Source organism: Polynucleobacter sp. AM-7D1 (assembly GCF_018688455.1).
Taxonomy (GTDB): Bacteria; Pseudomonadota; Gammaproteobacteria; order Burkholderiales; family Burkholderiaceae; genus Polynucleobacter.
The window spans coordinates 1,172,700-1,195,109 of sequence record NZ_CP061319.1 but is presented as its reverse complement, the minus strand read 5'-3'; the positions used below and the strand labels follow the sequence as shown (position 1 = coordinate 1,195,109).

Genomic DNA, 22,410 nt, shown 5'->3' with positions numbered 1-22,410 from the left:
AAACGTTTAAGGATATTTGTATGAATCGATCATTTTCAAGTGTTAGTCGCTCCTGGGTCTTGGCTCTGGGCGTTTCACTGAGTTTGTTAAGCGGGGTTGCTCTGGCCGATCGTGCGCCAATGCAACCTTTGCCATCGCCAAGCGGAATTGATTTTCCTAAGAATCTCAATGCGATTCCCGATGGAACTCAAGCTCAATCTCAGCCTGCGAATACCGCTCCTAAAGAGGGTTCTATCTGGGATTCAGCCAATAGCGCCCCTTACAACTACGTCAGCATTCCAGACAAAGAGTCGAGCGTTTTAATTCAACGCGCTGGTCAGCAATGGCGCCTGATTCGTAACGGCGTAATCACTGTTTATGGTGGCTGGCTTCTTGCTCTTGCGTTCTTTGGTGTGATTGCGATGTATACGCTCAAGGGTTCGATCAAGTTACATGAGCCTTTATCAGGCGTGAAGATCAAACGCTTTAGCGGTTTTGATCGTCTGACCCACTGGACTATGGCATCTAGCTTTATTGCTCTTGCGTTGACTGGCCTATTAATTTTGTATGGTAAGTACTTTGCAATGCCATTGATGGGCGGTGCTGCCTATGGTTCTTTCTTGATGGTTTGCAAGAATATCCATAACTTCGTTGGACCACTCTTTACTTTAAGTATTGTGATTTTCTTCTTCCTCTTTGTTCGTAAGAACGTCTTTGGAGAAGGGGACATGGCCTGGTTGATGTCTTTCGGTGGACTCTTCTCTGGTAAGCATATTCCAGCTGGTTTCTTTAACTTTGGTGAGAAGTTCTGGTTCTGGTTTGGTATGGTTTTCCTTGGCTTGATTATTTCTGCTTCAGGATTCGTGCTCGATATGATCGTGCCATTCATGGACATTCAATACTTGCGCGGTACTATGCAGCTGGCCAACATCATTCATAGCTCTGCGGCTATCTTGATGACAGCAATGGCAATGGGTCACATCTACATCGGTACGATTGGTATGCAGGGCTCAATCGACGGCATGAAGACTGGCTATGTTGATGCTACTTGGGCTAAAGAGCACCATGAGCTCTGGTATGACAAAGTTAATAAATAAGGACATGGCCATGAAAAAAATCATTGCTTTCACACTCTGCTCATTTGCTAGCGCTATTGCTTTTGCAGCCTTACCTCCACTGTCGCCTGAAGCTCAGGCGGAAGCTGATCTGAAGAAGGCTAAAACGGCTTATGCCGGAAAAGTTGGCGCATTTCAGCTTTGCCAGTCGCAGAATAAGGTAGCTGATAAATACAGGGTGTCTGGTACTCCAGCGCCAGCAGCCTGTGTAGCTCCCCCGCCATTCGTGGCACCGGTAGCTGCCGCAAAGTAATTAGTCGAAGAGCAACTCTTGATGTAAGTAGCGTTTAGCTGCTTGTGTCTGAGGATCGGCAAAGAAAGGACCTACGGGTCCTTTTTCCTTTATCTGACCATGATCAATGAAGATGATGTACTCGGCCAGTCTTTGTACTTGTGCCAGCTGGTGAGAGGTAAAGATGACATCTGATACTTGAAGCTTAAATTGGCGGATGATTTCTTCTACTTGCTCTGTAGTATTGGGATCTAGATTAGCGGTAGGTTCATCCAGTAACACCAAATTGGGTCTTTGCAATATGGCTCGACCTAAGCAGAGCTTTTGTCTTTCCCCTGCCGAGAGTTTGTGAGCGGGGCTATTGGCAAGACGGCCTAATCCGATCTGCTCCATGACTGCATCTATATCACTCGATTGAATGGAGGGATCGGAGTCTTGAACCATCGCAATATTGGTTCTAGCGGAGGCCTTAATCATTGGCGTATGGTGCAATACCAGGGATGATTTGATGGATCTTCTTGAGTGACTGATGGTGCCTGAGTCTGGTTTGATCAAACCATCAATTAACTTGAGGAAGGTTGTTTTTCCGGCGCCGTTAGGTCCAATGCAGGCGCAAATTCGATCGGCAGGAATGAGCGCATGAGGGATATCCAATATGGTCCGACCATCACTTTTGACGATGATGTCCTGTAGCTCGATGTATTGCTGAAATTGTTCGGAGGGATTAACCATAGCGTCGCTCCGCAATTTGGCGAACTACAAATGTAAAGAGGTTTGCCAGTAGAACAATACCCAGCAAAACAATCCCTAGGGCAAGTGCCAATGGCAGGTCACCCTTGCTGGTTTCAAGAGCAATTGCAGTGGTCATGGTTCTAGTAGATTGATCAATGTTCCCGCCTACGATCATGACAGCCCCAACCTCAGATATGGCTCTAGCCAGCCCAGCCAGGACGGCAATCGTCAGTGAAAAACGGCAGTCCCAGATCAGCCATTTCAGGGTGGACATTCTGGGTAGGCGAAGTGCCATGAAGGAATCCCGATGGATTCTCCAAGAGTCTTCGAGAATTTGCCGGCTTAGAGCAGCAATTAGAGGCGTTGTGAGCAGTGTTTGGGCCAGGATCATGCCCTTGGGTGTAAATAGCCACCCCCATACCCCTAAAGGCCCAGAACGCGAGAGTAGAAGGTAGACCACAACGCCAACAATGACTGTTGGGACGCCCATGAGCGTATTTAGGGTGACTGTAATAGCCTTTTTGCCTCTGAATTCTTCCGTAGCCAGTAAGGCGCCGATAGGTAGACCAAGTAAAGTGCCGAGCAGTAATGCACTTAGGCTAACCTGTAGCGAGATCAGTACTATGCCCACAACCCCGGCATCTAAATGCGCGAGTAGCTTAAATGCATCCTGAAAGGTCATTAACATGGGCTTGATTCTAGCAAGGGGATGGCAAAATGGCATAAATGCAAACAATTTCCCCTTTTTTAACTCATGGCTGAAGTGATTTGCCTCTGCAATGAGGTGCTCGATGTCGATCTTCGAGAATATCTTGATACCCATCCAATCGACTCGATTGATGAGTTGCGCGAGCAAGCTTCTATTTGCAATAAATGTATGCAATGCCAAGATTTAGTTGAGGGTGAAATCTATTTGGCACGCGTGCGACGACAGCGTGCTGCAGGACAGTTTTGATGACGCAATTACAGTTGGGTCGTTTTAGCGTGATGACTATGAATGTGCATAAGGGGCTATCACCCTTGCACCGGAAATCCACCATTTACGAGCTACGCCAAAAAATGCGTAGCCATCATCCCGATTTGCTTTTTCTGCAAGAGCTCCAGCAGGAGCATCGTGGGCGACTCAGAAGATTTGGTCAATGGCCTTTAACGGAGCTCACCCATTTTTTATCCGAAGACTTTTGGCATGATTGGCATTACGGTAAAAACGTCGAATATCCAGATGGGCATCATGGCAACGCGATTCTTTCTAAAGGGCAATTGCATAAGGGTGAAAACTACGATATCTCCGCTTATCGATTTGAGAGACGTGGTTTGCTACACAGCGTTACTCATTTAGAGGGTGTGGCCACGCCGATCCATTGTTTTTGTGTACACCTGGCCTTATTCGAAGGCGGACGAGAACGACAGTTAAATGAAATTATTCGTTACATTGATTCACTGGCGAATGGCGGCCCAACTATTGTGGCTGGTGACTTTAACGATTGGCGCAACCGCGTGAGTGCACCGATGCAAGCCGCCGGTTTTAATGAAGTATTTGAGGTGCTTACTGGCGCCCCTGCAAAAACCTTTCCTAGTGTGAAGCCTATGCTAGCGATGGATCGAATTTATGTACGGGGCTTAAAAATCCATTCTGCGGAAGTGATGCATGAATGGTTGAAACTATCCGATCACTTAGGCATTGCAGCAGAACTTGAGATCATATGAACATCATTAATTTTTTACTAGGATCCCTTTTTGGCGAATCCTTTATTTGGGTCCCAATCGCGCACATCCTGATTGTGATTCTATTTGGATTTAGATTAATCTCAGTGAGAAGACCGGTTGGTGTTGTACTAGCCTGGTTTCTGATTGTGGTTCTATTCCCCTTAATTGGTATTAGCTTATATATCCTCATTGGTGAGCGTCCCGTTGGTCGAAAACTCACTCGAAAAATTATTCGTATGGATAAAGAGTACGCTGCCATTACCGAAGCGATGCGTAAGCGCTATCAGGCTGATAAACAACTACTCCCAACTGAAGGCAGGGCTCTGAGTCTCTTGGCGGAGGCTAAAAATGGTTCGCCAGTAATCGCTGGCAATCAGATTGAACTCTTTACGAATTCTCTAGAAATCTTGCAGTACTTTATTGACGAGATTAATCAGGCCAAGAACACATTGCATTTGGAATTCTATATATGGGCTTTAGGTGGTGATGCGGATCGTGTTGGCGAGGCTTTAATCGCTGCAGCTAAGCGCGGTGTGACTTGTAAAGTGCTATTGGATTCTTTGGGTAGTAAAGACTGGTTTAAATCGACTTGGCCTAAGCGCTTCAGAAATGCTGGTATTCAAGTAACTGAGGCCTTACCGATTCAAGTTGGTCGATTTCAATTTCGACGCGCTGATTTAAGACTGCATCGTAAGATATTTGTGATCGATAACACCATTGTTTGGACTGGCAGTATGAATATGGTGGATCCGCGCACATTCAAGCAGGACTCGGGCGTAGGTGAGTGGGTAGATGCGATGGTCAGAATTGAGGGGCCTGTAGCATCTCAGTTTGAGCTGACATTCTCGTTTGACTGGAGTGTTGATAACCCTAAGATTAAGCACTTCAGCAATGTAGTACCAGCTGCCAGCCCACTTGAAGGGAAGGTATTGGCTCAAGAGTTTTCTTCTGGCCCGGTATACCGTGACGATATCTTGTACCAGGTATTGCTCTCAGCAATCATGGATGCTCGTGAAGAGCTGACCATCACTACACCTTACTTTGGTCCTGACGATGGTTTGATTCAGGCGCTGATGGCAGCTGCTGGTCGTGGTGTGAAAGTGACTCTGATTGTTCCTAAATTAAATGATTCCACACTGGTCGCTTGGAGCAGTCGCAGCTTCTATTCTGATCTCATGAGTGCTGGTGTGAACATCGCTGAGTTCCATGGCGGCCTATTGCATACGAAGAGCCTGTTAATAGACAAGCGAGTTGCAATTTTTGGTTCAGTGAACTTTGATCAGCGTAGCTTGCGTCTCAATTTTGAAATTAGTTTAATCGTCTATAACGACGAGTTTTGCGCAAAGCTCGAAACCTTGATTGAGTCTTATTTGGCTAAATCAGATATGGTCAATCCAGTAACTTGGGCTAAGAGACCGCATTGGCATATTCTGCTGGAGAATGCGGCTCATCTGACATCACCCTTGCTTTAAATGGAGCCCTGACTCCGCATCTTTGCAATCTCATCAGCAGCAATACCAAGCTCAGAGAGGATGGCTTCTGTATGTTGACCTACTGCAGGTATCGCATCCATGCGGTAATCAAAACTGTTATTGCTGCCCGGGGGTAGCATTGCTGGAATAGGGCCTACAGGTGATCCTACTTGAACCCAGCGATCTCTTGCTTTGAGTTGATCGTGATTCCATAAACCCTGCATATCATTTAGGCGAGCATTAGCGATTTGCGCTTGATCTAGCTTTGCAATCACTTGCTGGGTAGTCAGTTTGCTAAAACAAGCATCAATAATAGAGAGGAGTTCATCTCGCTTTTCGTTGCGCTTGAAGTTTTTATCAAAGCGCTCATCTTTAGCTAGTGCTTGATTCTCAAGTACGACTTCACAGAATAAAACCCACTCACGATCATTTTGCAGGCCCAACATCACAGTGCCACCGTCTCCCGCCTTAAATGGCCCATAGGGATAAATCGTGGCATGGGATGCGCCATTACGAGGAGGGGGTGCAGCTCCCTCATAGGCGTAATAGAGTGGGTAGCTCATCCATTCACCTAAAGACTCCAGCATAGAAACGTCAATACAAGAACCCTTACCAGTCTTACCTCTTTGAAGTAGTGCGGCCAAAATATTAGTGTAGGCATACATACCTGCTGCAATGTCAGCAATGGAGTTGCCTGCCTTACTGGGCGTCTCTGGCGTACCCGTAACCGACAAGAATCCAGCCTCACTCTGAATGAGTAAGTCATAGGCTTTCTTGTCACGATAAGGCCCATTATTTCCATAGCCTGAGATGTCGCACAAAATTAGGCCGGGATTGTCTTTTTGCAATAGTTCTGCGGTCAATCCCATACGTGCTGCGGCACCAGGGGCTAAGTTCTGCACCAGTACATCTGCTGTCTTGAGCAGCGTCTTTAGTGCTGCTAATGCAGACTCCTGTTTGAGATCGAGTGTGAGGCTTTCTTTAGAGCGATTTACCCAAGTGAAATGAGATGACATGCCATTGACTCGCTCATCATAGGCGCGGGCAAAGTCTCCGGCACCTGGTCGCTCAACCTTAATGACGCGTGCACCTAAGTCAGCTAATTGGCGAGTGCAAAACGGAGCAGCAATGGCATGCTCCAAAGAAACCACAGTGATGCCGTCTAGAGGGCGAATGCTCATGTAATTACTTATCCAAAAACTAAATTAATTAAAAGGTCTACAGAATTAGAAAGAGCGGGGGAGTCCTAAAACATGCTCAGCAATATAGGAATAAATTAAGTTGGTCGAAATTGGCGCTACTTGGTAGAGGCGCGTCTCTCTGAATTTACGCTCAACATCGTATTCATTGGCAAAGCCAAATCCACCATGAGTTTGCAGACAAACGTTGGCAGCTTCCCAAGAGGCTTTGGCGGCTAAGTACTTGGCCATATTAGATTCGGCACCGCAGGCTTGTTTAGCATCAAATAATTCACACGCTTTAAAGCGCATGAGATTGGCAGCTTCTGTCTCGATATAAGAATCTGCGATCGGAAACTGAATGCCTTGGTTCTTGCCAATAGGTCGATCAAATACCACGCGTTCATTTGCGTAGCGACGAGCCTTATCTACAAACCAATAGGCATCTCCAATGCACTCGGCAGCAATGAGGACACGCTCCGCATTGAGGCCGTCAAGAATATATTTAAATCCTTGGCCTTCTTCACCAATTAAATTCTCGGCGGGAATTTCCAAGTTATCAAAGAAGACTTCATTCGTTTCATGGTTCACCATATTGGCAATGGGTTGAATCTCCATGCCTTTGCCAATCGCATCCTTGAGATTGACGATAAAGATGGACATGCCTTCTGATTTTTTCTTTACCTCTGCAAGCGGAGTAGTGCGCGCTAAAAGAATCATTAAATCAGAATGCTGAATCCGGGAGATCCAAACCTTCTGGCCATTCACTACATACTTATCACCCTTTTTAACGGCGGTAGTTTTGAGTTTGGTGGTATCGGTACCTGTAGTCGGTTCGGTCACAGCCATACTTTGTAGGCGCAATTCTCCGGTAGCAATCTTAGGGAGGAAGAGCTTCTTTTGAACATCTGAGCCGTGGCGCAATAAGGTGCCCATGTTGTACATCTGGCCATGACATGAACCCGCATTACCGCCTGATAAATTAATTTCTTCCATGATTACGGAGGCTTCTGCCAAACCTAGGCCGGAGCCACCATACTCTTCCGGAATGAGGGCGGCCAACCAGCCCGCTTGCGCCATGGCATCGACAAATGCTTCGGGGTAGGCGCGCTCATGATCTACTTTTTGCCAGTAGGCGGAGTCAAAACTGCCGCAAAGGTCGCGCAAGGCTTCACGCATGTCTTGATATTGATCTGGCTTGGGTATGGGGTGGTTCATTTAGCTATCTATAAAAATTATGAAATTTATGAATCCTCACAGTTTAAGCAAGAATTCAGGATTGTGGGCGACCCAAAATCTTACCCCTTACCTGCTTGATTATGGAGTGTGATGGTGCTTGGGGCATACTTGGGGCATGACCAAATCCTTGATTTCCATCCGACCTGGAGCGCTTGCCTAATGGAGCAAATGCTAGGTCAGTTCTTTGATTTCTTTGGTATGCCATCAGTTGGTTTGCCAGCGGTATTTATTAGCGCCTTTATTTCTGCAACTTTATTGCCTGTAGGTTCTGAGCCCATCTTGTTTGGATATGTTTCGGTTAATCCGCACTTATATTGGGTTGCCATTATTGTTGCCACAATTGGTAACACCCTGGGGGGTATGCTGGATTGGTGGCTTGGGCTATTGAGTCGTAATAGCTTTGAGTCCTTGAAGGGCCCTTCAAACAACCGAATGCAGCGCTGGTTGGAGGAGCGGGGTCCTAAGATGCTTCTGCTGTCCTGGCTGCCTGGGTTTGGTGACCCTCTTTGTTTGGCTGCTGGTTGGCTTAGATTGCCTTGGTTACCATGTTTAATCTATATGTGTATCGGCAAGTTGCTGCGTTATCTTACGATGACCTGGCTTTTAACTTTAGTACCTACCAGCTTTTGGCACCAGTTGGGCCACTGGCTGCATCTGATCTAATTTCTTCCGTTGTATCCTATGTTCTTATTGTCAATTTCTCTAGAGGGCATTCATGTCTCAATTAAAAGGTAAAACGGCACTGGTCACTGGCTCTACAAGTGGCATTGGTTTGGCAATGGCTATCGGATTAGCAAAGCAGGGCGCCAATATTATGGTCAATGGTTTTGGTGAAAAAGATGCCGCTATCGCTGCGATCAAAGCATGCGGAGTAGAGGTGGATTATCACGGTGCTGACATGAGTAAGCCTGCTGAGATTGAAGATCTGATTAAGCAAACTGAAGCACGTTTTGGATCACTTGATATTTTGGTGAACAATGCGGGCATTCAATACACAGCTAATGTGGAAGATTTTCCGGCAGATAAATGGGAATCCATTATTGCCATTAATCTCAGTTCAGCTTTCTATACCTCTCATCACGCCTTGCCTGGAATGAAGAAGCGTAACTGGGGTCGCATTATCAATATTGCCTCTGTGCATGGTTTGGTGGGTTCAGTTCAAAAGTCTGCTTACGTTGCTGCAAAGCATGGCATTGTTGGCTTAACTAAAGTGACTGCTTTAGAGAATGCTAAAACTGGAATTACCTGCAATGCGATTTGCCCAGGATGGGTCCTTACCCCCTTGGTTCAAAAACAAGTGGATGCCCGCGCAGAGCGCGATGGGATTTCAAATGAAGAGGCTAAAAAGGCTTTGGTTTCAGAGAAGCAGCCCTCCGGCGAATTCGTGGCTCCCGAGCAATTGGCTGCATTAGCCATTTTCCTTTGCGGTCCTGATGCCTCTGAGGTGCGTGGAGTGGCTTGGAATATGGATGGTGGCTGGACAGCCCAGTAATCCATGGGTGGGGTTGATACAGTCAGCCCCATTTTTTCACGCTCAAACAAAATCGCCAGAATCGACTATAGTTAGGTCGAATATGGCCCTATAGCTATTTATTAACACGTCTTTAAAGGAAAAAATGATGGAACACACATTACCTCAGTTACCTTACGCATTGGATGCGCTTTCCCCATTCATTTCTAAAGAAACGCTAGAGTTTCACTACGGGAAGCATCACCAAACTTATGTCACCAATCTCAATAACTTAATTAAAGGGACTGAGTTTGAAAATGCATCTTTAGAGGATATTGTTAAAAAATCTGCTGGCGGTGTTTTTAATAATGCAGCTCAAGTATGGAACCACACCTTTTACTGGAATAGCATGAAGCCAAATGGTGGCGGCGCTCCAACGGGTGCTTTGGCCGATGCCATCAATGCTAAGTGGGGTTCTTTTGATAAATTCAAAGAAGAGTTTGCCAAATGTGCAATAGGTACATTTGGATCCGGTTGGGCTTGGTTGGTGAAGAAGGCTGACGGTTCACTGGATTTGGCTTCAACCAGCAATGCTGCTACACCGCTGACTACTGATGCAAAGCCGCTCATGACTTGCGATGTATGGGAGCATGCTTATTACATTGATACACGCAATGCACGTCCTAAGTATTTAGAAAATTTCTGGAATGTAGTGAACTGGGATTTTGCTAGCAAGAATTTTGCTTAATCTCGCTTAACTATTTTTATTAAGAAGGTTTCTATGGCATCTATCTTTACCTCATTAGGTCGCACAGTTTTAGCTGGGTTTGTACTCCTTGCTTTAATTGTTTTGGGCTTAGGTGCCAATCTAAGCTCTATTGAGTTGCCATTTTTATTCCGCTGGATTCACGTGATGGTTGGCGTGATGTGGGTTGGTTTGCTGTGGTACTTCAATTTTGTGCAAATTCCCTCGATGCCAAAAATTCCTGATGAGCAAAAGCCAGCTATTGGTAAAGTCATCGCCCCAACGGCTTTGTTTTGGTTTCGTTGGGCAGCTTTATTTACCGTTGTTAGCGGCATGATTTTGGCCGTTTTGAATGGCTATGCGCATCAAGCATTTACCTTGCAAGCGCCATTTCGTGCAATTGGTTTAGGTATGTGGATCGCTTTGGTAATGGCCTTCAATGTTTGGTTCATTATTTGGCCACTTCAGAAACGAGCCCTGGGTATTGTGGCGGTCGAGCCTGATGTCAAGGCTAAGTCTGCGCGTGTTGCGATGTTGGTCTCACGCTTTAATACGATGCTTTCTATTCCTATGTTGTTTTTGATGGTCGCTCAATCACACAATGCAACTTGGTTTGTTGCGCTTGCTTAAGTAAGTTGAACTAGTTCATTGAAAAGGCCCGCAATTGCGGGCCTTTTACTTAATCCATGCAGCTATTTCAAAAAACAATTTGAATGGGCGATATAAATCTACCGCTTATTGCAATATTGGCGGCAACTCTTTTGTCAGGGCACCGCGTTGTGCTGTTGCTGTTCCCAAAAGAGCAAAGCCTAGCAGCTTGCCATCACTTGACTCAAAACGTGCCTCAAGGCCGCCTTCCACGTCATTGATTTTCCAATCGCCAAGCGCACCTTTTGCTGGTGGAGAAACAATCGTTGGAAGGGCGGGCGTCTTTACCATCACCGGCATAGCAGGATAGGTGAGGGTGGCTGGCTGTCCGATGAGGTTTGGCGCTAAAGCACGTGCTGCCTGCATGATTGGCATGACATAGGGTAGAACCAGGCCATCTACTTCAGCGCAGTCACCGATGGCAAAGACATTCTTTGCGCTAGTCTCCAACTGGCGATTCACTGTAATTCCTGTGCCTGTTGCAATGCCGCTCGCTTTAGCCAAATCTAGTCGAGGCTTCAATCCTACTGCTGATAGAAAGACATCACTGGTGATCACCGTTCCATTAGCGAGGGTCACCGTGAGGGATTCACCATTGCGATCCACTGATTGCACGGTAGTTCCAAAGTGCCAACGAACACCCGCCTCACTTAACTTAGTTTGGAGTGCTTGAGCAGCTGCTTCAGGAAGGAGTCGTCCTAAGGCTTGGGGCGCTAGATCTATCACATCCACTTCATAAGACCCCAAAACTAAATCGTTTGCAAATTCGCATCCAATAAGTCCAGCACCTAAAATCACAATGCGTTTTTTCCCTGCGATTGCCTTGCGAAATTGGGCATACTCTTCCAGATCATTTACTGTAATCACTTCTTTAGCAGCGTTACCTTGCAAAGGCAGGCGTATTTGATCTGCGCCCAAGCCTAGCACCAACTTTCCATATGGAATTGATCCTTTAGAGGTTTCAATTGTCTGGGAAGCTGTGTTGATTTCAGTGACATCAAGGTCATCCAAAATCGTAATCTCCAATTGGGCTGCCATACCTTCTGCATTGCTTGAAACCAATTGCTCTGCAGACTTATTACTCGCTAGTGCGGTAGAGAGCATGGGCTTTGAGTAAAAGTAGCCTGGCTCGCGAGTCACCAGAGTGATCGGTACTGCTTTATCCAGCTTGCGCAATTCGCGAATAACTGTAAATCCAGCTAAGCCGCTACCGATGATGACAATTCCTGATGAAGATGATTGATTCTGATGATCCAAAGCTGGACTCCCTAGTAATGCAGTTAAATGAGTGATATGAGGCTTGAATTAAGAAACTTGCACCATTTCAAAATCCGATTTTGCTACACCGCAGTCAGGGCATTCCCAATCTTCTGGGATGTCAGCCCAAGCTGTGCCCGCAGGAATGCCGTCTTCCGGTAAGCCTTTTGCTTCGTCATAGATGAAGCCGCATACGATACATTGCCAAGATTTCATGATATTTCCTTTAAGATAATTTGATCAGTTTAAATTTAATTCTGTTTTATTTCTAAAGCCGCTCAGACTGCAGCAAATTCTTTCGCTTTTTCTAAGGCCTTTTTGTAGTGGTTAGCATGGCGCTCCTCTACATTAGCCAAGGCTGCAAAGCGTTTTGCTGCTTTTGCCAACATGGCTTGAAACTGCTCTGCATGCTCTTTTGATTCGGCAATTTGCTCATCAATCTCCACTACCGCTGCTGTATTACCTTCATCTACCGCTGTTTTACGGAAAGTTGGGTACATTTCGGTGTATTCATATGTCTCACCCTCGATTGCGATCTCTAAGGCACGAGTTGGAGTAATCGTATTCGCGGGGTAGAGTAAATCGAGGTGACCAAAGGCATGCATGACTTCTTGGTCTGCAGTTGCCTCAAAGATTTCAGCAGTTTCAATATCGCCAGCAGCGCGTGCTAATTTTGCAAAATAACGATACTTGATATGCGCCATAGATTCACCTGCAAAAGCAGACTCTAAGTTTTGGATGGTTTTAATTTCTGGACGTGCCATTTTTTCATTCCTTTTCATATTGATTTGTAAACGGTGCTTAAACACCATGGAATGAATTCTGAACCTCAAAAGATAATCAGTCCAATAAATAATAATGATATTATTTATCTAATAAATCGATTATAAGGAGTTTTGCAACGTATGACTGCTTTACCTTCATTACGTCAGTTGCGCTATTTTGTAGCCATTGCTCAAGAGCTGAACTTTACTAGGGCTGCAGAGGCCTGTTTCGTTGGTCAGTCAACCTTAAGTGCAGGCTTAAAGGAGCTTGAGGATGGTCTAGGCGTGCGCTTGGTAGAGCGAGATCGCCAAAACGTGGCCATTACTCCAATTGGTATGGAGATTCTGGAGAGGGCTAAGGCAATCTTGGCCTCATCTCAGGATTTGGTGGAATATGCGGATGCAGCTGGCAAGCCGATGTCTGGAACTATTCGCCTTGGCGTGATTCCGACTATCGCACCATTCCTATTGCCAAATGTATTGCCAGATATTCGGGAGTATTACCCCAATCTAAAAGTTGCCTTGCGTGAAGACTTAACTGCTAATTTATTGTCGCGCTTAGTTGATCATCAGCTGGACTTTGCATTAATTGCTTTGCCATATGACACGGCCGGCTTGTTGGTAAAAGAACTCTTTATCGATGAATTTTGGGTGGTAGCCAGAGCAGACGATCCAGCTCTTAAAGGCAAGGATATTCACCTACCCGCAAAAATGGCTGAACGCTTATTGCTGCTGGAGGAAGGTCACTGTCTTCGTGACCACACAATGCAAGCCTGTAAGCGCTCTGATATTCGTAATGCAGATGGTGTGGAGGCAACGAGTCTGCTCACTTTGTTACAAATGGTGGAGTCAGGCATGGGCATTGCACTGCTGCCTGAGATGGCGGTCAAGGGAGGGCTCTTAAATGGCACGACATTGCTTGCTCGACCACTAGCTCCGCCCGCTCCTAAGAGGGTGATCGCGCTTGTGGCTCGCGCTTCTACTGCACATCTTGAAGAGTTCCAGGCGCTCGCCGAAAGTATTGAAGTTAGATTTAAGTCTAACCCAAGAATTAGTCGTGGCAGTCGCAAGAGTTTTCAAAGAGTCTAGCGGGGTGTCTGCAGGACTATGCTATCCCTGCTAAAGTTGCCCCATTAATAAATGTATCTAATTTAAAAGAAAGTAGTTCATGTCTGGAAAAGAAATCATGTTTACCCCCGTCAAACTTGGCGCCATTGAATTAAAAAATCGCTTGGTGATGGCTCCACTTACCAGAATGCGCGCTATTGAAGGCGATGTGCCTAACCCTTTGGCAAAAACATACTATGCACAAAGGGCAAGTGCTGGTCTCATCATCAGCGAAGCAACACAAATTTCGTCAATCGGAAAAGGCTATCCAGCAACCCCTGGAATTTATTCTGCCGATCAAACAGCCGCTTGGAAAGAGATTGTGAATGCAGTGCATGCTCAGGGTGGCAAGATGGTTGCCCAACTTTGGCATGTGGGTCGTATCTCTCATTCCTCCTTGCATCCTGAGCAGGGCGCTCCCGAAGCGCCTTCTGCTATTGCACCTGCAGGTCAAACTTATGGCGCTGACTGGAAGTTGCATGATTATGAAACTCCTAAAGCAATGACGACTGAAGATATTGCTCGCCTATTAAAAGATTTTGAATTGGCTGCAGCCAATGCCAAAGCAGCGGGTTTTGATGGTGTGGAAATTCATTCTGCCAATGGTTATTTATTGGATCAGTTTTTACAAGATAAAACCAATCAACGTACTGACGAGTATGGTGGCTCAATTGAAAATCGTATTCGTCTACTAGGTGAAGTGATTGAATCGGTTGCCAAGGTCTTTTCAAATGATCGTATTGGCGTGCGTTTATCACCTTACGGCAGCTTTAATGACATTGCTGATAGCGATCCAATTGCCTTATTCAATGCAGTGATTCAAAAGCTCAATGGCTATCACTTGTCCTATGTTCATATGATTGAGCCGCGATCTACTACTGCTGGCGGTAATGATCAGGTGAACTCTGAGGCACCCATTACTTCAGAGATATTCCGAGCTGCATATGAGGGTCAATTCATTAGTGCCGGCGGATATGATCAAGCCATGGGTGAGGCCGTTTTAGAGGCTGGCTTGGCAGACGCTGTAGCTTATGGTCGTTTGTATATTGCTAATCCGGACTTAGCAGAGCGTTTCCAGCAGGGTGCAGCCCTCAATCCCTATAACCGTGCAACGTTTTATGGTGGGGCAGAAGCGGGATATACGGACTACCCAACGCTATAAAACTAAAAAGATTGATACAGGCCTCTATCGAAAGATGGGGGCCTTATTTTTTGTCTTCAGGATCTTTCAATAGATCGTAGTGGTTTGCAACTAGTAGTAGCGCAATGGAAGCGCAACCCATGGCAAAGAATTCCCATTGATGCAGCATGGCAGTGCCGATAACAGTCATCAAGATCGTCCATCCAACTGCCATCTTGGCTTTTTTGCTTAAGGGTTTCATATATCAGAGTCAGTGTGAAATTTATCGAACGGAGAGTCTCGCTTTGGCGCTGAGTTCGTTCAGAGTTCCGCGCTTATCAAGCTGAGAAAGTCTCAGAGCCTCTTGTTCAAAGTCAATTTGGGCTGGATGAAAATCCACATTGCCAAGGTGAATGACATAAGTCCATACCAGTTCACGACCTCGATCTTTATATACGTCTACAACACGTTTCATTTTTTACCACCTATAGAGAGTGCAGGGTTATGCACAGCATTCAGATTATGTTTCAAATCAATTAAATTTCGTGGATCGATTCGGATTACGCCACCACGAGGGCTATCAATATCTGAAATCAAAAAGAATGCGATAGAAATCATCACAGGAAAAATCATAAATAGTCCGACATTGCGCTTATAGTTTCTTGCACCAAAACCTACCAATGCATTTGCGCATATAGCAACTGCTGCCATTAACCACCAGGCGGCAGTTGGTATGCGATTCCACCAGGCAGCCTGGGTGTAGCCATGTGCATTAATGACATCATTTAGACCGGAGATTACGAGTGCCATATTGGGGGATGGTTGGCTGCGAGCAACCGGCATTAGTTCGTTCCACATGGCATTTTCTATGGAAATAGTGCGTTGCGTAATTTGTCTGGCGGTTTCTCGATCTTGTTTGGAGTAGAACAAGATGCGCTGATCCAAGTAATCCTTCAAAATCCCTTTAATAGTTTCTGCCGTTTTATTTGGCAAGAGATCAGCCCTTAAAAACTCAGTACCAATGGCATTTGCCTCGGCTTCCTCGTATGTTTGCCGCAGATCATATCGAGCCATAGCCATAGAGAAGGTAAAGCCAATAATGAGACCCAGCAAAGTTAGTGTTGCAGTCTGAATGATTCCTAAATCAGCAGAGGTCTCGGTATCTTTAGTACGGTACTTGCCTAGTACAACATTGCCAAACCATACTGAACCTGAGAGGACTACAGCAGAGATGACAAATACTAATCCGGGGTAATTGGCGAGGTGTGGAATATTAAAAAGTCCCTGGATACAAGATATCTTTAGTTACATTTTGAATGTCGCGGTGACCTGTAAAGGCCATTGTTATATCCAATTCTTTGTGAATAATCTCGAGACATTTGGTCACACCGGCCTCACCCATGGCGCCCAAGCCATAGAGGAAAGGGCGGCCGATCATGGTGCCGCGTGCACCAAGTGCCCAAGCCTTCAATACATCTTGACCAGATCGAATACCGCCATCCATCCAAACCTCGATGTCATTGCCAACTGCATTGACGATCCCTGGTAAAGCATTAATACTGGAGATAGCGCCATCTAATTGACGTCCACCATGATTGGAGACAATCAATGCATCTGCGCCGGAGTTAACCGCTAGGCGTGCATCCTCTTCATCCAAAATACCTTTAATAATGAGCTTGCCACCCCAGAGTTTTTTAATCCACTCCACATCATCCCAGCTAAGGCCTGGGTCAAACTGCTCAGCTGTCCAGGAGGAGAGGGAGGACATATTGCCAACACCAGTGGCATGACCAACAATATTGCGAAAGGTTCTGCGAGGAGTCATTGCCATGCCCATGCACCAGCGGGGCTTGGTCATCATGTTCATGATGTTTTTGAGCGTCAGCTTTGGAGGTGCAGATAAACCATTTTTTAAATCTTTATGACGTTGCCCTAGAATTTGTAAATCTAAAGTGAGCACGAGAGCAGAGCATTTTGCTGCTTTGGCACGTTCAATTAGACGCTCAATAAAACCGCGGTCTTTCATGACATAAAGCTGGAACCAAAAAGGTTTAGTGGTTCGTTCTGCGACATCTTCAATAGAGCAAATGCTCATAGTGGATAAGCAGAAGGGAACACCAAATTTTTCTGCAGCACGCGCAGCCAGAATTTCACCATCGGCATATTGCATGCCAGTTAGGCCAGTTGGAGCCAGCGCAACTGGCATTGCCACCTCTTGACCCACCATCGTGGTTTTGGTGGTGCGGTTAGTCATATTCACTGCAACACGTTGACGCAGTTTGATTTTCTGAAAATCGGATTCGTTAGATCGGTAAGTAGACTCAGTCCATGAACCAGAATCTGCGTAGTCATAGAACATCTTGGGGGTGCGCTTTTGATGTAAAACCCGCAAATCTTCAATATTGGTGATGATTTCCACTAAAACCCCTTTGTATGTCGCTGATGCCAGATGGCTGATGCTAATTTAAGCTCTATCTTAGCAATACCGGACATTTGTTTCTACAATGCTTAGGTAAAGTCCTTCTTGGGGCTCAATAAGCCCTTCTTACCTAGTCAAATCCTTCTGAATGCCTCAATTAAGCCTGTCGACCGTCTTTTATTTAACGCTAGCTACCATTTTCTGGGCGGGTAATGCAATAGCCGGGAGGGTGTTGGTGGGGAGTATTTCCCCGATCACCCTAAGTGCGGTTCGCTGGGGTTTAGCAGCCTTGATCTTGCTACCCTTTGGCTGGAAAATTTTTAAGCCCGGCAGCGCTCTTTGGCAAAACAAAAGCCGTTTTCTGGTCTTAGGTTTATTGGGGGTCGGTAGCTATAACGTGCTCCTCTATCTTGCCCTGCAGACCTCGACGGCTATTAATGTCACCCTGATTGGGGCCAGTATGCCGATCTGGATGCTTTTGATTGGCGCTGTCTTATATCAAGTGAAACCAACGCTATTACAAATGCTGGGGGCGCTTGTTTCTTTAGTAGGCGTCACTGTGGTGTTAACCCGTGGTGAGCCTACTAGCCTGTTAAGTATGGAAGTGGTGATGGGTGATTTATTCATCATGTTGGCAACGATTCTTTGGGCCTTCTATAGCTGGATGATTAGTCGTCCAGGAGAGAGTACTGAGCGACAGTGGCCGTGGGCTGAGTTTTTAATGGCCCAGGTTTTCATTGGATTTATGTGGACGATGTTATTTGAGGGGGTCGAGATTGCTACAGGGCATGCCTTTATTGATCTCAACTATTGGACTGGGGCATTAATCGTTTTTGTGGCAATCGGCCCATCATTAATTGCCTATCGCTGCTGGGGTTTAGGGGTAAATGGTGCCGGACCCACGGTGGCAGCTTTCTTTGCCAACCTGATCCCCTTATTCACAGCACTTCTCTCAGCCGCTATTTTGGGGGATCCGCCTCAACTGTTCCATGGCCTAGCTTTTGTCCTGATTGTGGTCGGAATATTGGTTTCATCCACGGCACGGAAAAGTGCATAACCCCCTTTATTTGCCAAAAAAGCCAATTTTCAAAGCTTCGCCACCTAAAGAGTGCTAAATCAGTATCATTTAGTCCTAATCTTACGATTTACTAGGAAATTACTATGCCAGGCTTACTCCCGAATGTTGATCCAGACGGTCTATTAGAGTTTTCGGTCGTTTATACCGATCGTTCGCTAAACCACATGTCTGAAGAGTTCAAAAAAGTCATGGTGGATATCTCTAGCGTCTTGAAAGATGCTTATAACGCTAGCTCTGCAGTGATTGTTCCAGGTAGCGGCACCTTTGGTATGGAAGCAGTTGCCCGTCAATTTGCCAATAATCAAAAGTGCCTCGTATTACGCAATGGTTGGTTTAGCTATCGCTGGACGCAGATTTTTGATCTCGCAAACATTACCCAAGACATTACCGTTATCAAAGGTAAGCAATTAGAAGATACCGCTCAGGGTGTGTTTGCTCCAGCGCCTATTGAAGAGGTGGTTGCTTTCATTAAGAAAGAAAAGCCAGCAGTGGTTTTTGCTCCTCATGTAGAAACATCTGCCGGAATTATTTTGCCGGATGACTATCTCAAGGCTGTCGGAGAAGCAGTTCGATCAGTGAATGGTTTGTTTGTGCTCGATTGCATCGCCTCTGGTGCGATGTGGGTAGATATGAAGGCTTGTAATGTTGACGTAGTCATTACGGCACCACAAAAAGGCTGGAGTAGCTCGCCTTGCTGTGCATTGATTGCAATGGGTGACAGGGCGCGTGAGCGTATTGACGCTACGCAAAGCAGCAGCTTCTCAATGGATTTGAAAAAGTGGCTCCAAATTATGGAAGCCTACGAAAAGGGTGGTCACGTGTATCACACCACCATGCCAACAGATGCGCTCAAAATTTTGCGCAATGTGATGAAAGAAACTCAGTCTCTAGGTTTCGCAGCACTCAAAGCCAAACAGCAAGAGTTGGGTGAGAAGGTGCGTGCCTTATTGGTATCGAACGGCTACCACTCAGTTTCAGCAAAAGGCTTTCAGTCTCCCGGCGTAGTAGTGAGCTATACCAAGGACCCTGATATTCAGTCTGGTAAGAAGTTTATTGCTCTTGGTTTGCAAACTGCTGCTGGCGTGCCACTGCAGTGTGATGAGCGTCCAGACTTCCGTACTTTCCGAATTGGTTTATTTGGCCTAGAAAAATTGGCACATATTGATCGCACGGTTGGTCATCTTGCTGCGGCTCTAGAAAAAATTACTGAGACTGAAGCACAGCCAGCTTAAGCAACAAAGATTCAACCCGAAAGGCCGTCTTACGACGGCTTTTTCATTGCGTCTAAAGCTAGAGGGTTGGGTGTCGCTTCACCAACTTTGCTCAGTACATTGGTATCTAGATGATGAAAGGCTTCGGTTTGGCCTTTGATCATCATCACTGTGTCTTGCTCATAAGACCAAGTGCCATCTTCCAAGATGGTCACCATGATGCGGTACTCAATTGTTTTGAAGGCATAGTCTAGAAAAGGACTTGATGAGATACCAGCAGTTGGATCATCAATTTTGGCTACACACTCAAACTGAGTTGCATTAGCGGAAGCTTTTCCTGTTGCCATAGTGACCATGCCTCTTGGGATGGTAAGGGTGTGAACGATCAGCCCGGTTGCAGGCTCCCAAAGCCAATACCCAACTTGATCATGATAAGTTTTTACTTGGTCTGGTTTGGTAATGTGAAGGTGATAGCGCAATCCATAAAACAGCTGCGGCCCATTGGTTTGCGGATCAATTGGCTGCATCTCAATACGTTCGGTATAGACCTGCTTCTTTGGCCCCTCAGCTTTTGGTTTGATATCCAATCCTCGTTGGCCTTCCCAGATGCCAGCAAGGCGGGTGAGGGGGCCTAAGTTTTCCAGGGTATTGACTGAGTATCCCTGCGGTTCTGTATAAATATCAGATGGAAAAGAGTTCATGGGCAGGTCCTGGGTAAATGAGGAATGAATGGTAAATAATTGAGTATTATCAAATTATCCACAAACATTTTGGAGTTTTAATGCCTGCCCGCTTTGTAAAACTGTTTTTTGTTACCTTCATTTCTGCCTCTATTGGTTTATCACCTCTGAGCGTAATGGCGGCAGACCCAGTAACAGCCCCAGCGCCACTAGCTGCTCCTGCTACAGCACCTGCTGCTCAAGCAGAGAAAGCTAGCAAGAAGACTGCTAAGAAGTCCCTGAAGGATAAGAAAGCAGAGAAGAAGTCTAAGAAAAAAGCGAAGAAAAAAGCAAAAGCAGCTCAACAACCAGCAACTCCTCAACCTGCCGCTCCTCAACAATAGATTCTCGGTTTTAACTCAAGAACTAATTGAGGGGGTCAGATCCCTCAAGGTCCAAAGGCTTTGAAGGGTTTAACTCTTTTGTTTTGCTAGCGCCATCGTTACGCACTAGCAACCACATTGCCCCCATCACCAAGCTCATCCCAATAATCTGAATCCAGGTAATCGGCTCGGAGAGTACAAGCCATCCCATAAAGAGTGTTGAGACAGGGCCGAGTATTCCGGCTTGAGCAACTAAGGGTGAGCCAATACGGTTGATTGCAATCATGATCAAGAGCATTGGAATGACTGTGCAAAGGCTTGCATTGAGAAGGCTGAGCCAATAGATCTGCTGCACTTGCTTAAATACAGCCGAAGGTTCGTAAATCAGAATCTGAATCACACTGAGAAGTGCAGAGGCAGAGCTGGCATAGACCACTAAGCGTACGCTACCCACACGCTTCACCATTTCTCCAGAACCAATCATGTAGATCGCATAGGAGCATGCACTTGCAAAGACCAGTAACATGCCGAGCACTGCCAAGGTGCCGGTAGAGCTGGCATCCTGGATAAACACCGCAATGACACCAAGATACCCAACAGCAAGTGCGTACCACTGCAAACGACTAATGGATTTATTGAGAACAAAATAAGAAATCAAGAGCACGATGGTTGGTGTGAGATACAGAACAATGCGTTCCAATCCAACGGAGATATATTGAAGACCCAGAAAGTCGAGATAGCTAGATAGAAAGTAACCCATGAATCCCAGAACAAATATCTTCACTTGATCTCGCCAAGTGAGGGGGCTCATAAACTGTTTACGTGAGTGCCACCAAAAAATCCCCCAGAATAGAGGGAGGGCCATCAACATGCGTAAAGCAATCAAAGTTTCTGCATTTGCACCGTAGCTAAAGGCGAGCTTAATGAGAATCGCTTTTCCGGAAAAAAGCACAGAACCTAAGCCGGCCATTAAGAGGCCGTAAATGTAACGACGGTGATGAAGGGTTTCGCTAGCGGATGGCATGCAGTTTTATAACAGTTTATTGAGCAAGTTCCGCATCTCCAAAATAACCTCTGTTGGAGTAAGTCCAATAGGACCAATTTGCTTGGCCACCAAGCTATCGGCTGCAGATGCATGAAGCTGAACCCCAATACAGCTCGCTTCCCATAAATTGAGATCATGGCGAAGGCCTTGAGCGGCAATAGCAGCAATGCTACCCGTTAATACATCCCCCATGCCACCGACAGCCATACCAGGATTTCCTTGTTGGCACTGCATAGCTGCATTAAGCGGTGAGGCTATCAGTGTATGTTGACCCTTGAGTACAACAATGGAGTTGGTGAGTGTGATGAGGTCTGATAATGCGGCCAAACGATTTGCTTGCACGACATCGCTTGTCGTATTGAGCAGGTGTGCAGCCTCTCCTGGGTGCGGGGTGAGAACACTCATGCCTGGGTAGACTTGATTACGCTGCTTGAGAAGATCTAAGTACTCAGGGTTATCGGCAATTAAATTGAGTGCATCGGCATCAATCACCACAGGCGCATTTGGGTAGTGCAGTGCGGCAACTAACCAATCTCTTGCCAGCGCTGAAAAACCAAGGCCTGGGCCAATCGCAATGACATCGGGAGCAGTAGCTTCGAGTTGTTCTTGGGCATTAAAGCTCGCTAAGCGCACCATTAACTCAGCCTGCTCTGGCATTGCATGAGCAGCCGTTGGATCTAGCATCTCCAATATCGTCCAGCCAGCCCCTAAGTGAAGCGCTGCGCTACCGGAGAGCAACAGTGCGCCAGCCATGCCGGGTGCACCACCAACCAGCAGGACTTTGCCAGCATTCCCTTTATGTTCTGAGGGTGCTCGCTTGAGTCGAGTAACAAGCTCGAGAGATCTCAGTTCGGAAGGAATGCTCATTTA

At 46.2% G+C, this 22,410-nt stretch carries 28 protein-coding genes; 14 read left to right on the top strand and 14 right to left on the bottom strand.

What is annotated here, in order from left to right; translation table 11 throughout:
• The first annotated feature begins 20 nt into the window (after positions 1-20).
• Complete coding sequence (locus GQ359_RS06300; protein ID WP_215386020.1) at positions 21-1,076, top strand: formate dehydrogenase subunit gamma; 1,056 nt, start codon at positions 21-23, stop codon at positions 1,074-1,076.
• Positions 1,077-1,086: 10 nt separating this feature from the next.
• Positions 1,087-1,347 carry a hypothetical protein gene (locus GQ359_RS06295; protein WP_215386018.1) on the top strand — a complete coding sequence of 87 codons (261 nt, stop codon included), beginning with the start codon at positions 1,087-1,089 and terminating at the stop codon, positions 1,345-1,347.
• Here GQ359_RS06295 and GQ359_RS06290 read toward each other — a convergent pair whose 3' ends face one another.
• Positions 1,348-2,058, bottom strand: a complete 711-nt coding sequence (locus tag GQ359_RS06290) for an ATP-binding cassette domain-containing protein (protein ID WP_215386016.1) — start codon at positions 2,056-2,058, stop codon at positions 1,348-1,350.
• Positions 2,051-2,746, bottom strand: coding sequence for an ABC transporter permease (locus GQ359_RS06285; protein WP_215386014.1), 696 nt, complete (start codon positions 2,744-2,746; stop codon positions 2,051-2,053). The genes GQ359_RS06290 and GQ359_RS06285 overlap by 8 nt, the downstream gene beginning before the upstream one ends.
• Before the next feature lie 66 nt (positions 2,747-2,812).
• Between GQ359_RS06285 and GQ359_RS06280 the strand changes: the two genes are divergently transcribed.
• From GQ359_RS06280 to cls, 3 genes are read left to right on the top strand one after another with little or no spacing between them, the layout of a single operon-like run.
• Complete coding sequence (locus tag GQ359_RS06280) at positions 2,813-3,013, top strand: hypothetical protein (RefSeq protein ID WP_215301164.1); 201 nt, start codon at positions 2,813-2,815, stop codon at positions 3,011-3,013.
• Positions 3,013-3,765 carry an endonuclease/exonuclease/phosphatase family protein gene (locus tag GQ359_RS06275; protein WP_215386012.1) on the top strand — a complete coding sequence of 251 codons (753 nt, stop codon included), beginning with the start codon at positions 3,013-3,015 and terminating at the stop codon, positions 3,763-3,765. The genes GQ359_RS06280 and GQ359_RS06275 overlap by 1 nt, the downstream gene beginning before the upstream one ends.
• Positions 3,762-5,237, top strand: coding sequence for a cardiolipin synthase (gene cls, locus GQ359_RS06270; protein ID WP_215386010.1), 1,476 nt, complete (start codon positions 3,762-3,764; stop codon positions 5,235-5,237). Before GQ359_RS06275 ends, cls begins: the two co-directional genes overlap by 4 nt.
• Here the strand turns inward: cls and GQ359_RS06265 are convergent.
• Entirely contained in the window at positions 5,234-6,418 is a 1,185-nt protein-coding gene (locus GQ359_RS06265; protein WP_215386008.1) for a CaiB/BaiF CoA-transferase family protein, read from the bottom strand. The genes cls and GQ359_RS06265 overlap by 4 nt on opposite strands.
• Before the next feature lie 45 nt (positions 6,419-6,463).
• Entirely contained in the window at positions 6,464-7,633 is a 1,170-nt protein-coding gene (locus GQ359_RS06260; protein WP_215386006.1) for an acyl-CoA dehydrogenase family protein, read from the bottom strand.
• A 180-nt stretch (positions 7,634-7,813) separates the two neighbouring features.
• Between GQ359_RS06260 and GQ359_RS06255 the strand changes: the two genes are divergently transcribed.
• The 4 genes from GQ359_RS06255 (at position 7,814) to GQ359_RS06240 (ending at position 10,479) form a co-directional block, all read left to right on the top strand.
• Positions 7,814-8,317 carry a YqaA family protein gene (locus GQ359_RS06255; protein WP_215386004.1) on the top strand — a complete coding sequence of 168 codons (504 nt, stop codon included), beginning with the start codon at positions 7,814-7,816 and terminating at the stop codon, positions 8,315-8,317.
• Positions 8,318-8,369: 52 nt separating this feature from the next.
• Positions 8,370-9,146 carry a 3-hydroxybutyrate dehydrogenase gene (locus GQ359_RS06250; RefSeq protein ID WP_215386003.1) on the top strand — a complete coding sequence of 259 codons (777 nt, stop codon included), beginning with the start codon at positions 8,370-8,372 and terminating at the stop codon, positions 9,144-9,146.
• Between the two features lie 127 nt (positions 9,147-9,273).
• Positions 9,274-9,852, top strand: coding sequence for a superoxide dismutase (sodB, locus tag GQ359_RS06245; RefSeq protein ID WP_215303899.1), 579 nt, complete (start codon positions 9,274-9,276; stop codon positions 9,850-9,852).
• Between the two features lie 33 nt (positions 9,853-9,885).
• Positions 9,886-10,479, top strand: a complete 594-nt coding sequence (locus GQ359_RS06240) for a urate hydroxylase PuuD (RefSeq protein ID WP_215386001.1) — start codon at positions 9,886-9,888, stop codon at positions 10,477-10,479.
• A 105-nt stretch (positions 10,480-10,584) separates the two neighbouring features.
• Here the strand turns inward: GQ359_RS06240 and GQ359_RS06235 are convergent, their stop codons facing one another.
• The 3 genes from GQ359_RS06235 to GQ359_RS06225 form a co-directional block, all read right to left on the bottom strand.
• Positions 10,585-11,754 (bottom strand): NAD(P)/FAD-dependent oxidoreductase, encoded by a 1,170-nt coding sequence (locus GQ359_RS06235; protein WP_215385999.1) that lies wholly within the window; start codon positions 11,752-11,754, stop codon positions 10,585-10,587.
• Between the two features lie 48 nt (positions 11,755-11,802).
• On the bottom strand, positions 11,803-11,970 hold the full coding sequence (locus GQ359_RS06230; protein WP_215385997.1) for a rubredoxin: 168 nt from the start codon (positions 11,968-11,970) through the stop codon (positions 11,803-11,805).
• Between the two features lie 62 nt (positions 11,971-12,032).
• Entirely contained in the window at positions 12,033-12,518 is a 486-nt protein-coding gene (locus GQ359_RS06225) for a rubrerythrin family protein (RefSeq protein ID WP_215301121.1), read from the bottom strand.
• 141 nt (positions 12,519-12,659) lie between these two features.
• Here GQ359_RS06225 and GQ359_RS06220 point away from each other — a divergent pair, with 141 nt between their 5' ends.
• Both GQ359_RS06220 and GQ359_RS06215 read left to right on the top strand, forming a co-directional pair.
• Positions 12,660-13,607 carry a hydrogen peroxide-inducible genes activator gene (locus GQ359_RS06220; protein ID WP_215385995.1) on the top strand — a complete coding sequence of 316 codons (948 nt, stop codon included), beginning with the start codon at positions 12,660-12,662 and terminating at the stop codon, positions 13,605-13,607.
• 79 nt (positions 13,608-13,686) lie between these two features.
• The gene (locus GQ359_RS06215) at positions 13,687-14,787 is read left to right on the top strand and encodes an alkene reductase (RefSeq protein WP_215385993.1); all 1,101 of its coding nucleotides are present in this window, start codon (positions 13,687-13,689) and stop codon (positions 14,785-14,787) included.
• Positions 14,788-14,830: 43 nt separating this feature from the next.
• Here the strand turns inward: GQ359_RS06215 and GQ359_RS06210 are convergent, their stop codons facing one another.
• The 4 genes from GQ359_RS06210 to GQ359_RS06195 form a co-directional block, all read right to left on the bottom strand.
• Positions 14,831-15,007 (bottom strand): hypothetical protein, encoded by a 177-nt coding sequence (locus GQ359_RS06210; protein ID WP_215385992.1) that lies wholly within the window; start codon positions 15,005-15,007, stop codon positions 14,831-14,833.
• A 21-nt stretch (positions 15,008-15,028) separates the two neighbouring features.
• Positions 15,029-15,220, bottom strand: coding sequence for a hypothetical protein (locus GQ359_RS06205; protein ID WP_215301115.1), 192 nt, complete (start codon positions 15,218-15,220; stop codon positions 15,029-15,031).
• Complete coding sequence (locus GQ359_RS06200) at positions 15,217-15,858, bottom strand: hypothetical protein (RefSeq protein ID WP_251367841.1); 642 nt, start codon at positions 15,856-15,858, stop codon at positions 15,217-15,219. The genes GQ359_RS06205 and GQ359_RS06200 overlap by 4 nt, the downstream gene beginning before the upstream one ends.
• 160 nt (positions 15,859-16,018) lie before the next feature.
• The gene (locus tag GQ359_RS06195) at positions 16,019-17,164 is read right to left on the bottom strand and encodes an alpha-hydroxy acid oxidase (RefSeq protein ID WP_215385990.1); all 1,146 of its coding nucleotides are present in this window, start codon (positions 17,162-17,164) and stop codon (positions 16,019-16,021) included.
• A gap of 148 nt (positions 17,165-17,312) precedes the next feature.
• Here GQ359_RS06195 and GQ359_RS06190 point away from each other — a divergent pair, with 148 nt between their 5' ends.
• Positions 17,313-18,221 carry a DMT family transporter gene (locus GQ359_RS06190; RefSeq protein ID WP_215385988.1) on the top strand — a complete coding sequence of 303 codons (909 nt, stop codon included), beginning with the start codon at positions 17,313-17,315 and terminating at the stop codon, positions 18,219-18,221.
• Positions 18,222-18,325: 104 nt separating this feature from the next.
• Positions 18,326-19,474: an aminotransferase class V-fold PLP-dependent enzyme gene (locus GQ359_RS06185; RefSeq protein WP_215301109.1), complete on the top strand. Its 1,149-nt coding sequence runs from the start codon at positions 18,326-18,328 to the stop codon at positions 19,472-19,474.
• A gap of 29 nt (positions 19,475-19,503) precedes the next feature.
• Here the strand turns inward: GQ359_RS06185 and GQ359_RS06180 are convergent, their stop codons facing one another.
• Positions 19,504-20,154, bottom strand: a complete 651-nt coding sequence (locus tag GQ359_RS06180) for an FABP family protein (protein ID WP_215385986.1) — start codon at positions 20,152-20,154, stop codon at positions 19,504-19,506.
• A gap of 80 nt (positions 20,155-20,234) precedes the next feature.
• Here GQ359_RS06180 and GQ359_RS06175 point away from each other — a divergent pair, with 80 nt between their 5' ends.
• A complete protein-coding gene (locus GQ359_RS06175; RefSeq protein ID WP_215385984.1) occupies positions 20,235-20,516 on the top strand; it encodes a protein tyrosine phosphatase in 282 nt (93 codons plus the stop codon).
• Between the two features lie 22 nt (positions 20,517-20,538).
• On the opposite strand, the gene GQ359_RS06170 is transcribed toward GQ359_RS06175, so the two are convergent.
• Both GQ359_RS06170 and GQ359_RS06165 read right to left on the bottom strand, forming a co-directional pair.
• Positions 20,539-21,519 carry a DMT family transporter gene (locus GQ359_RS06170; RefSeq protein ID WP_215385982.1) on the bottom strand — a complete coding sequence of 327 codons (981 nt, stop codon included), beginning with the start codon at positions 21,517-21,519 and terminating at the stop codon, positions 20,539-20,541.
• Positions 21,520-21,525: 6 nt separating this feature from the next.
• Complete coding sequence (locus GQ359_RS06165; RefSeq protein WP_215385980.1) at positions 21,526-22,407, bottom strand: NAD(P)H-hydrate dehydratase; 882 nt, start codon at positions 22,405-22,407, stop codon at positions 21,526-21,528.
• Positions 22,408-22,410 lie beyond the last annotated feature (3 nt).

What these genes read in the sequence shown, in the direction of transcription:
- GQ359_RS06300 (WP_215386020.1), top strand. Translation starts at nt 21, where the DNA reads ATGAATCGATCATTTTCAAGTGTTAGTCGCTCCTGGGTCTTGGCTCTG.
- GQ359_RS06295 (WP_215386018.1), top strand. Translation starts at nt 1,087, where the DNA reads ATGAAAAAAATCATTGCTTTCACACTCTGCTCATTTGCTAGCGCTATT.
- GQ359_RS06290 (WP_215386016.1), bottom strand. Translation starts at nt 2,058, where the DNA reads ATGGTTAATCCCTCCGAACAATTTCAGCAATACATCGAGCTACAGGAC.
- GQ359_RS06285 (WP_215386014.1), bottom strand. Translation starts at nt 2,746, where the DNA reads ATGTTAATGACCTTTCAGGATGCATTTAAGCTACTCGCGCATTTAGAT.
- GQ359_RS06280 (WP_215301164.1), top strand. Translation starts at nt 2,813, where the DNA reads ATGGCTGAAGTGATTTGCCTCTGCAATGAGGTGCTCGATGTCGATCTT.
- GQ359_RS06275 (WP_215386012.1), top strand. Translation starts at nt 3,013, where the DNA reads ATGACGCAATTACAGTTGGGTCGTTTTAGCGTGATGACTATGAATGTG.
- cls (WP_215386010.1), top strand. Translation starts at nt 3,762, where the DNA reads ATGAACATCATTAATTTTTTACTAGGATCCCTTTTTGGCGAATCCTTT.
- GQ359_RS06265 (WP_215386008.1), bottom strand. Translation starts at nt 6,418, where the DNA reads ATGAGCATTCGCCCTCTAGACGGCATCACTGTGGTTTCTTTGGAGCAT.
- GQ359_RS06260 (WP_215386006.1), bottom strand. Translation starts at nt 7,633, where the DNA reads ATGAACCACCCCATACCCAAGCCAGATCAATATCAAGACATGCGTGAA.
- GQ359_RS06255 (WP_215386004.1), top strand. Translation starts at nt 7,814, where the DNA reads ATGGAGCAAATGCTAGGTCAGTTCTTTGATTTCTTTGGTATGCCATCA.
- GQ359_RS06250 (WP_215386003.1), top strand. Translation starts at nt 8,370, where the DNA reads ATGTCTCAATTAAAAGGTAAAACGGCACTGGTCACTGGCTCTACAAGT.
- sodB (WP_215303899.1), top strand. Translation starts at nt 9,274, where the DNA reads ATGGAACACACATTACCTCAGTTACCTTACGCATTGGATGCGCTTTCC.
- GQ359_RS06240 (WP_215386001.1), top strand. Translation starts at nt 9,886, where the DNA reads ATGGCATCTATCTTTACCTCATTAGGTCGCACAGTTTTAGCTGGGTTT.
- GQ359_RS06230 (WP_215385997.1), bottom strand. Translation starts at nt 11,970, where the DNA reads ATGAAATCTTGGCAATGTATCGTATGCGGCTTCATCTATGACGAAGCA.
- GQ359_RS06225 (WP_215301121.1), bottom strand. Translation starts at nt 12,518, where the DNA reads ATGGCACGTCCAGAAATTAAAACCATCCAAAACTTAGAGTCTGCTTTT.
- GQ359_RS06220 (WP_215385995.1), top strand. Translation starts at nt 12,660, where the DNA reads ATGACTGCTTTACCTTCATTACGTCAGTTGCGCTATTTTGTAGCCATT.
- GQ359_RS06215 (WP_215385993.1), top strand. Translation starts at nt 13,687, where the DNA reads ATGTCTGGAAAAGAAATCATGTTTACCCCCGTCAAACTTGGCGCCATT.
- GQ359_RS06210 (WP_215385992.1), bottom strand. Translation starts at nt 15,007, where the DNA reads ATGAAACCCTTAAGCAAAAAAGCCAAGATGGCAGTTGGATGGACGATC.
- GQ359_RS06205 (WP_215301115.1), bottom strand. Translation starts at nt 15,220, where the DNA reads ATGAAACGTGTTGTAGACGTATATAAAGATCGAGGTCGTGAACTGGTA.
- GQ359_RS06190 (WP_215385988.1), top strand. Translation starts at nt 17,313, where the DNA reads ATGCCTCAATTAAGCCTGTCGACCGTCTTTTATTTAACGCTAGCTACC.
- GQ359_RS06185 (WP_215301109.1), top strand. Translation starts at nt 18,326, where the DNA reads ATGCCAGGCTTACTCCCGAATGTTGATCCAGACGGTCTATTAGAGTTT.
- GQ359_RS06180 (WP_215385986.1), bottom strand. Translation starts at nt 20,154, where the DNA reads ATGAACTCTTTTCCATCTGATATTTATACAGAACCGCAGGGATACTCA.
- GQ359_RS06175 (WP_215385984.1), top strand. Translation starts at nt 20,235, where the DNA reads ATGCCTGCCCGCTTTGTAAAACTGTTTTTTGTTACCTTCATTTCTGCC.
- GQ359_RS06170 (WP_215385982.1), bottom strand. Translation starts at nt 21,519, where the DNA reads ATGCCATCCGCTAGCGAAACCCTTCATCACCGTCGTTACATTTACGGC.
- GQ359_RS06165 (WP_215385980.1), bottom strand. Translation starts at nt 22,407, where the DNA reads ATGAGCATTCCTTCCGAACTGAGATCTCTCGAGCTTGTTACTCGACTC.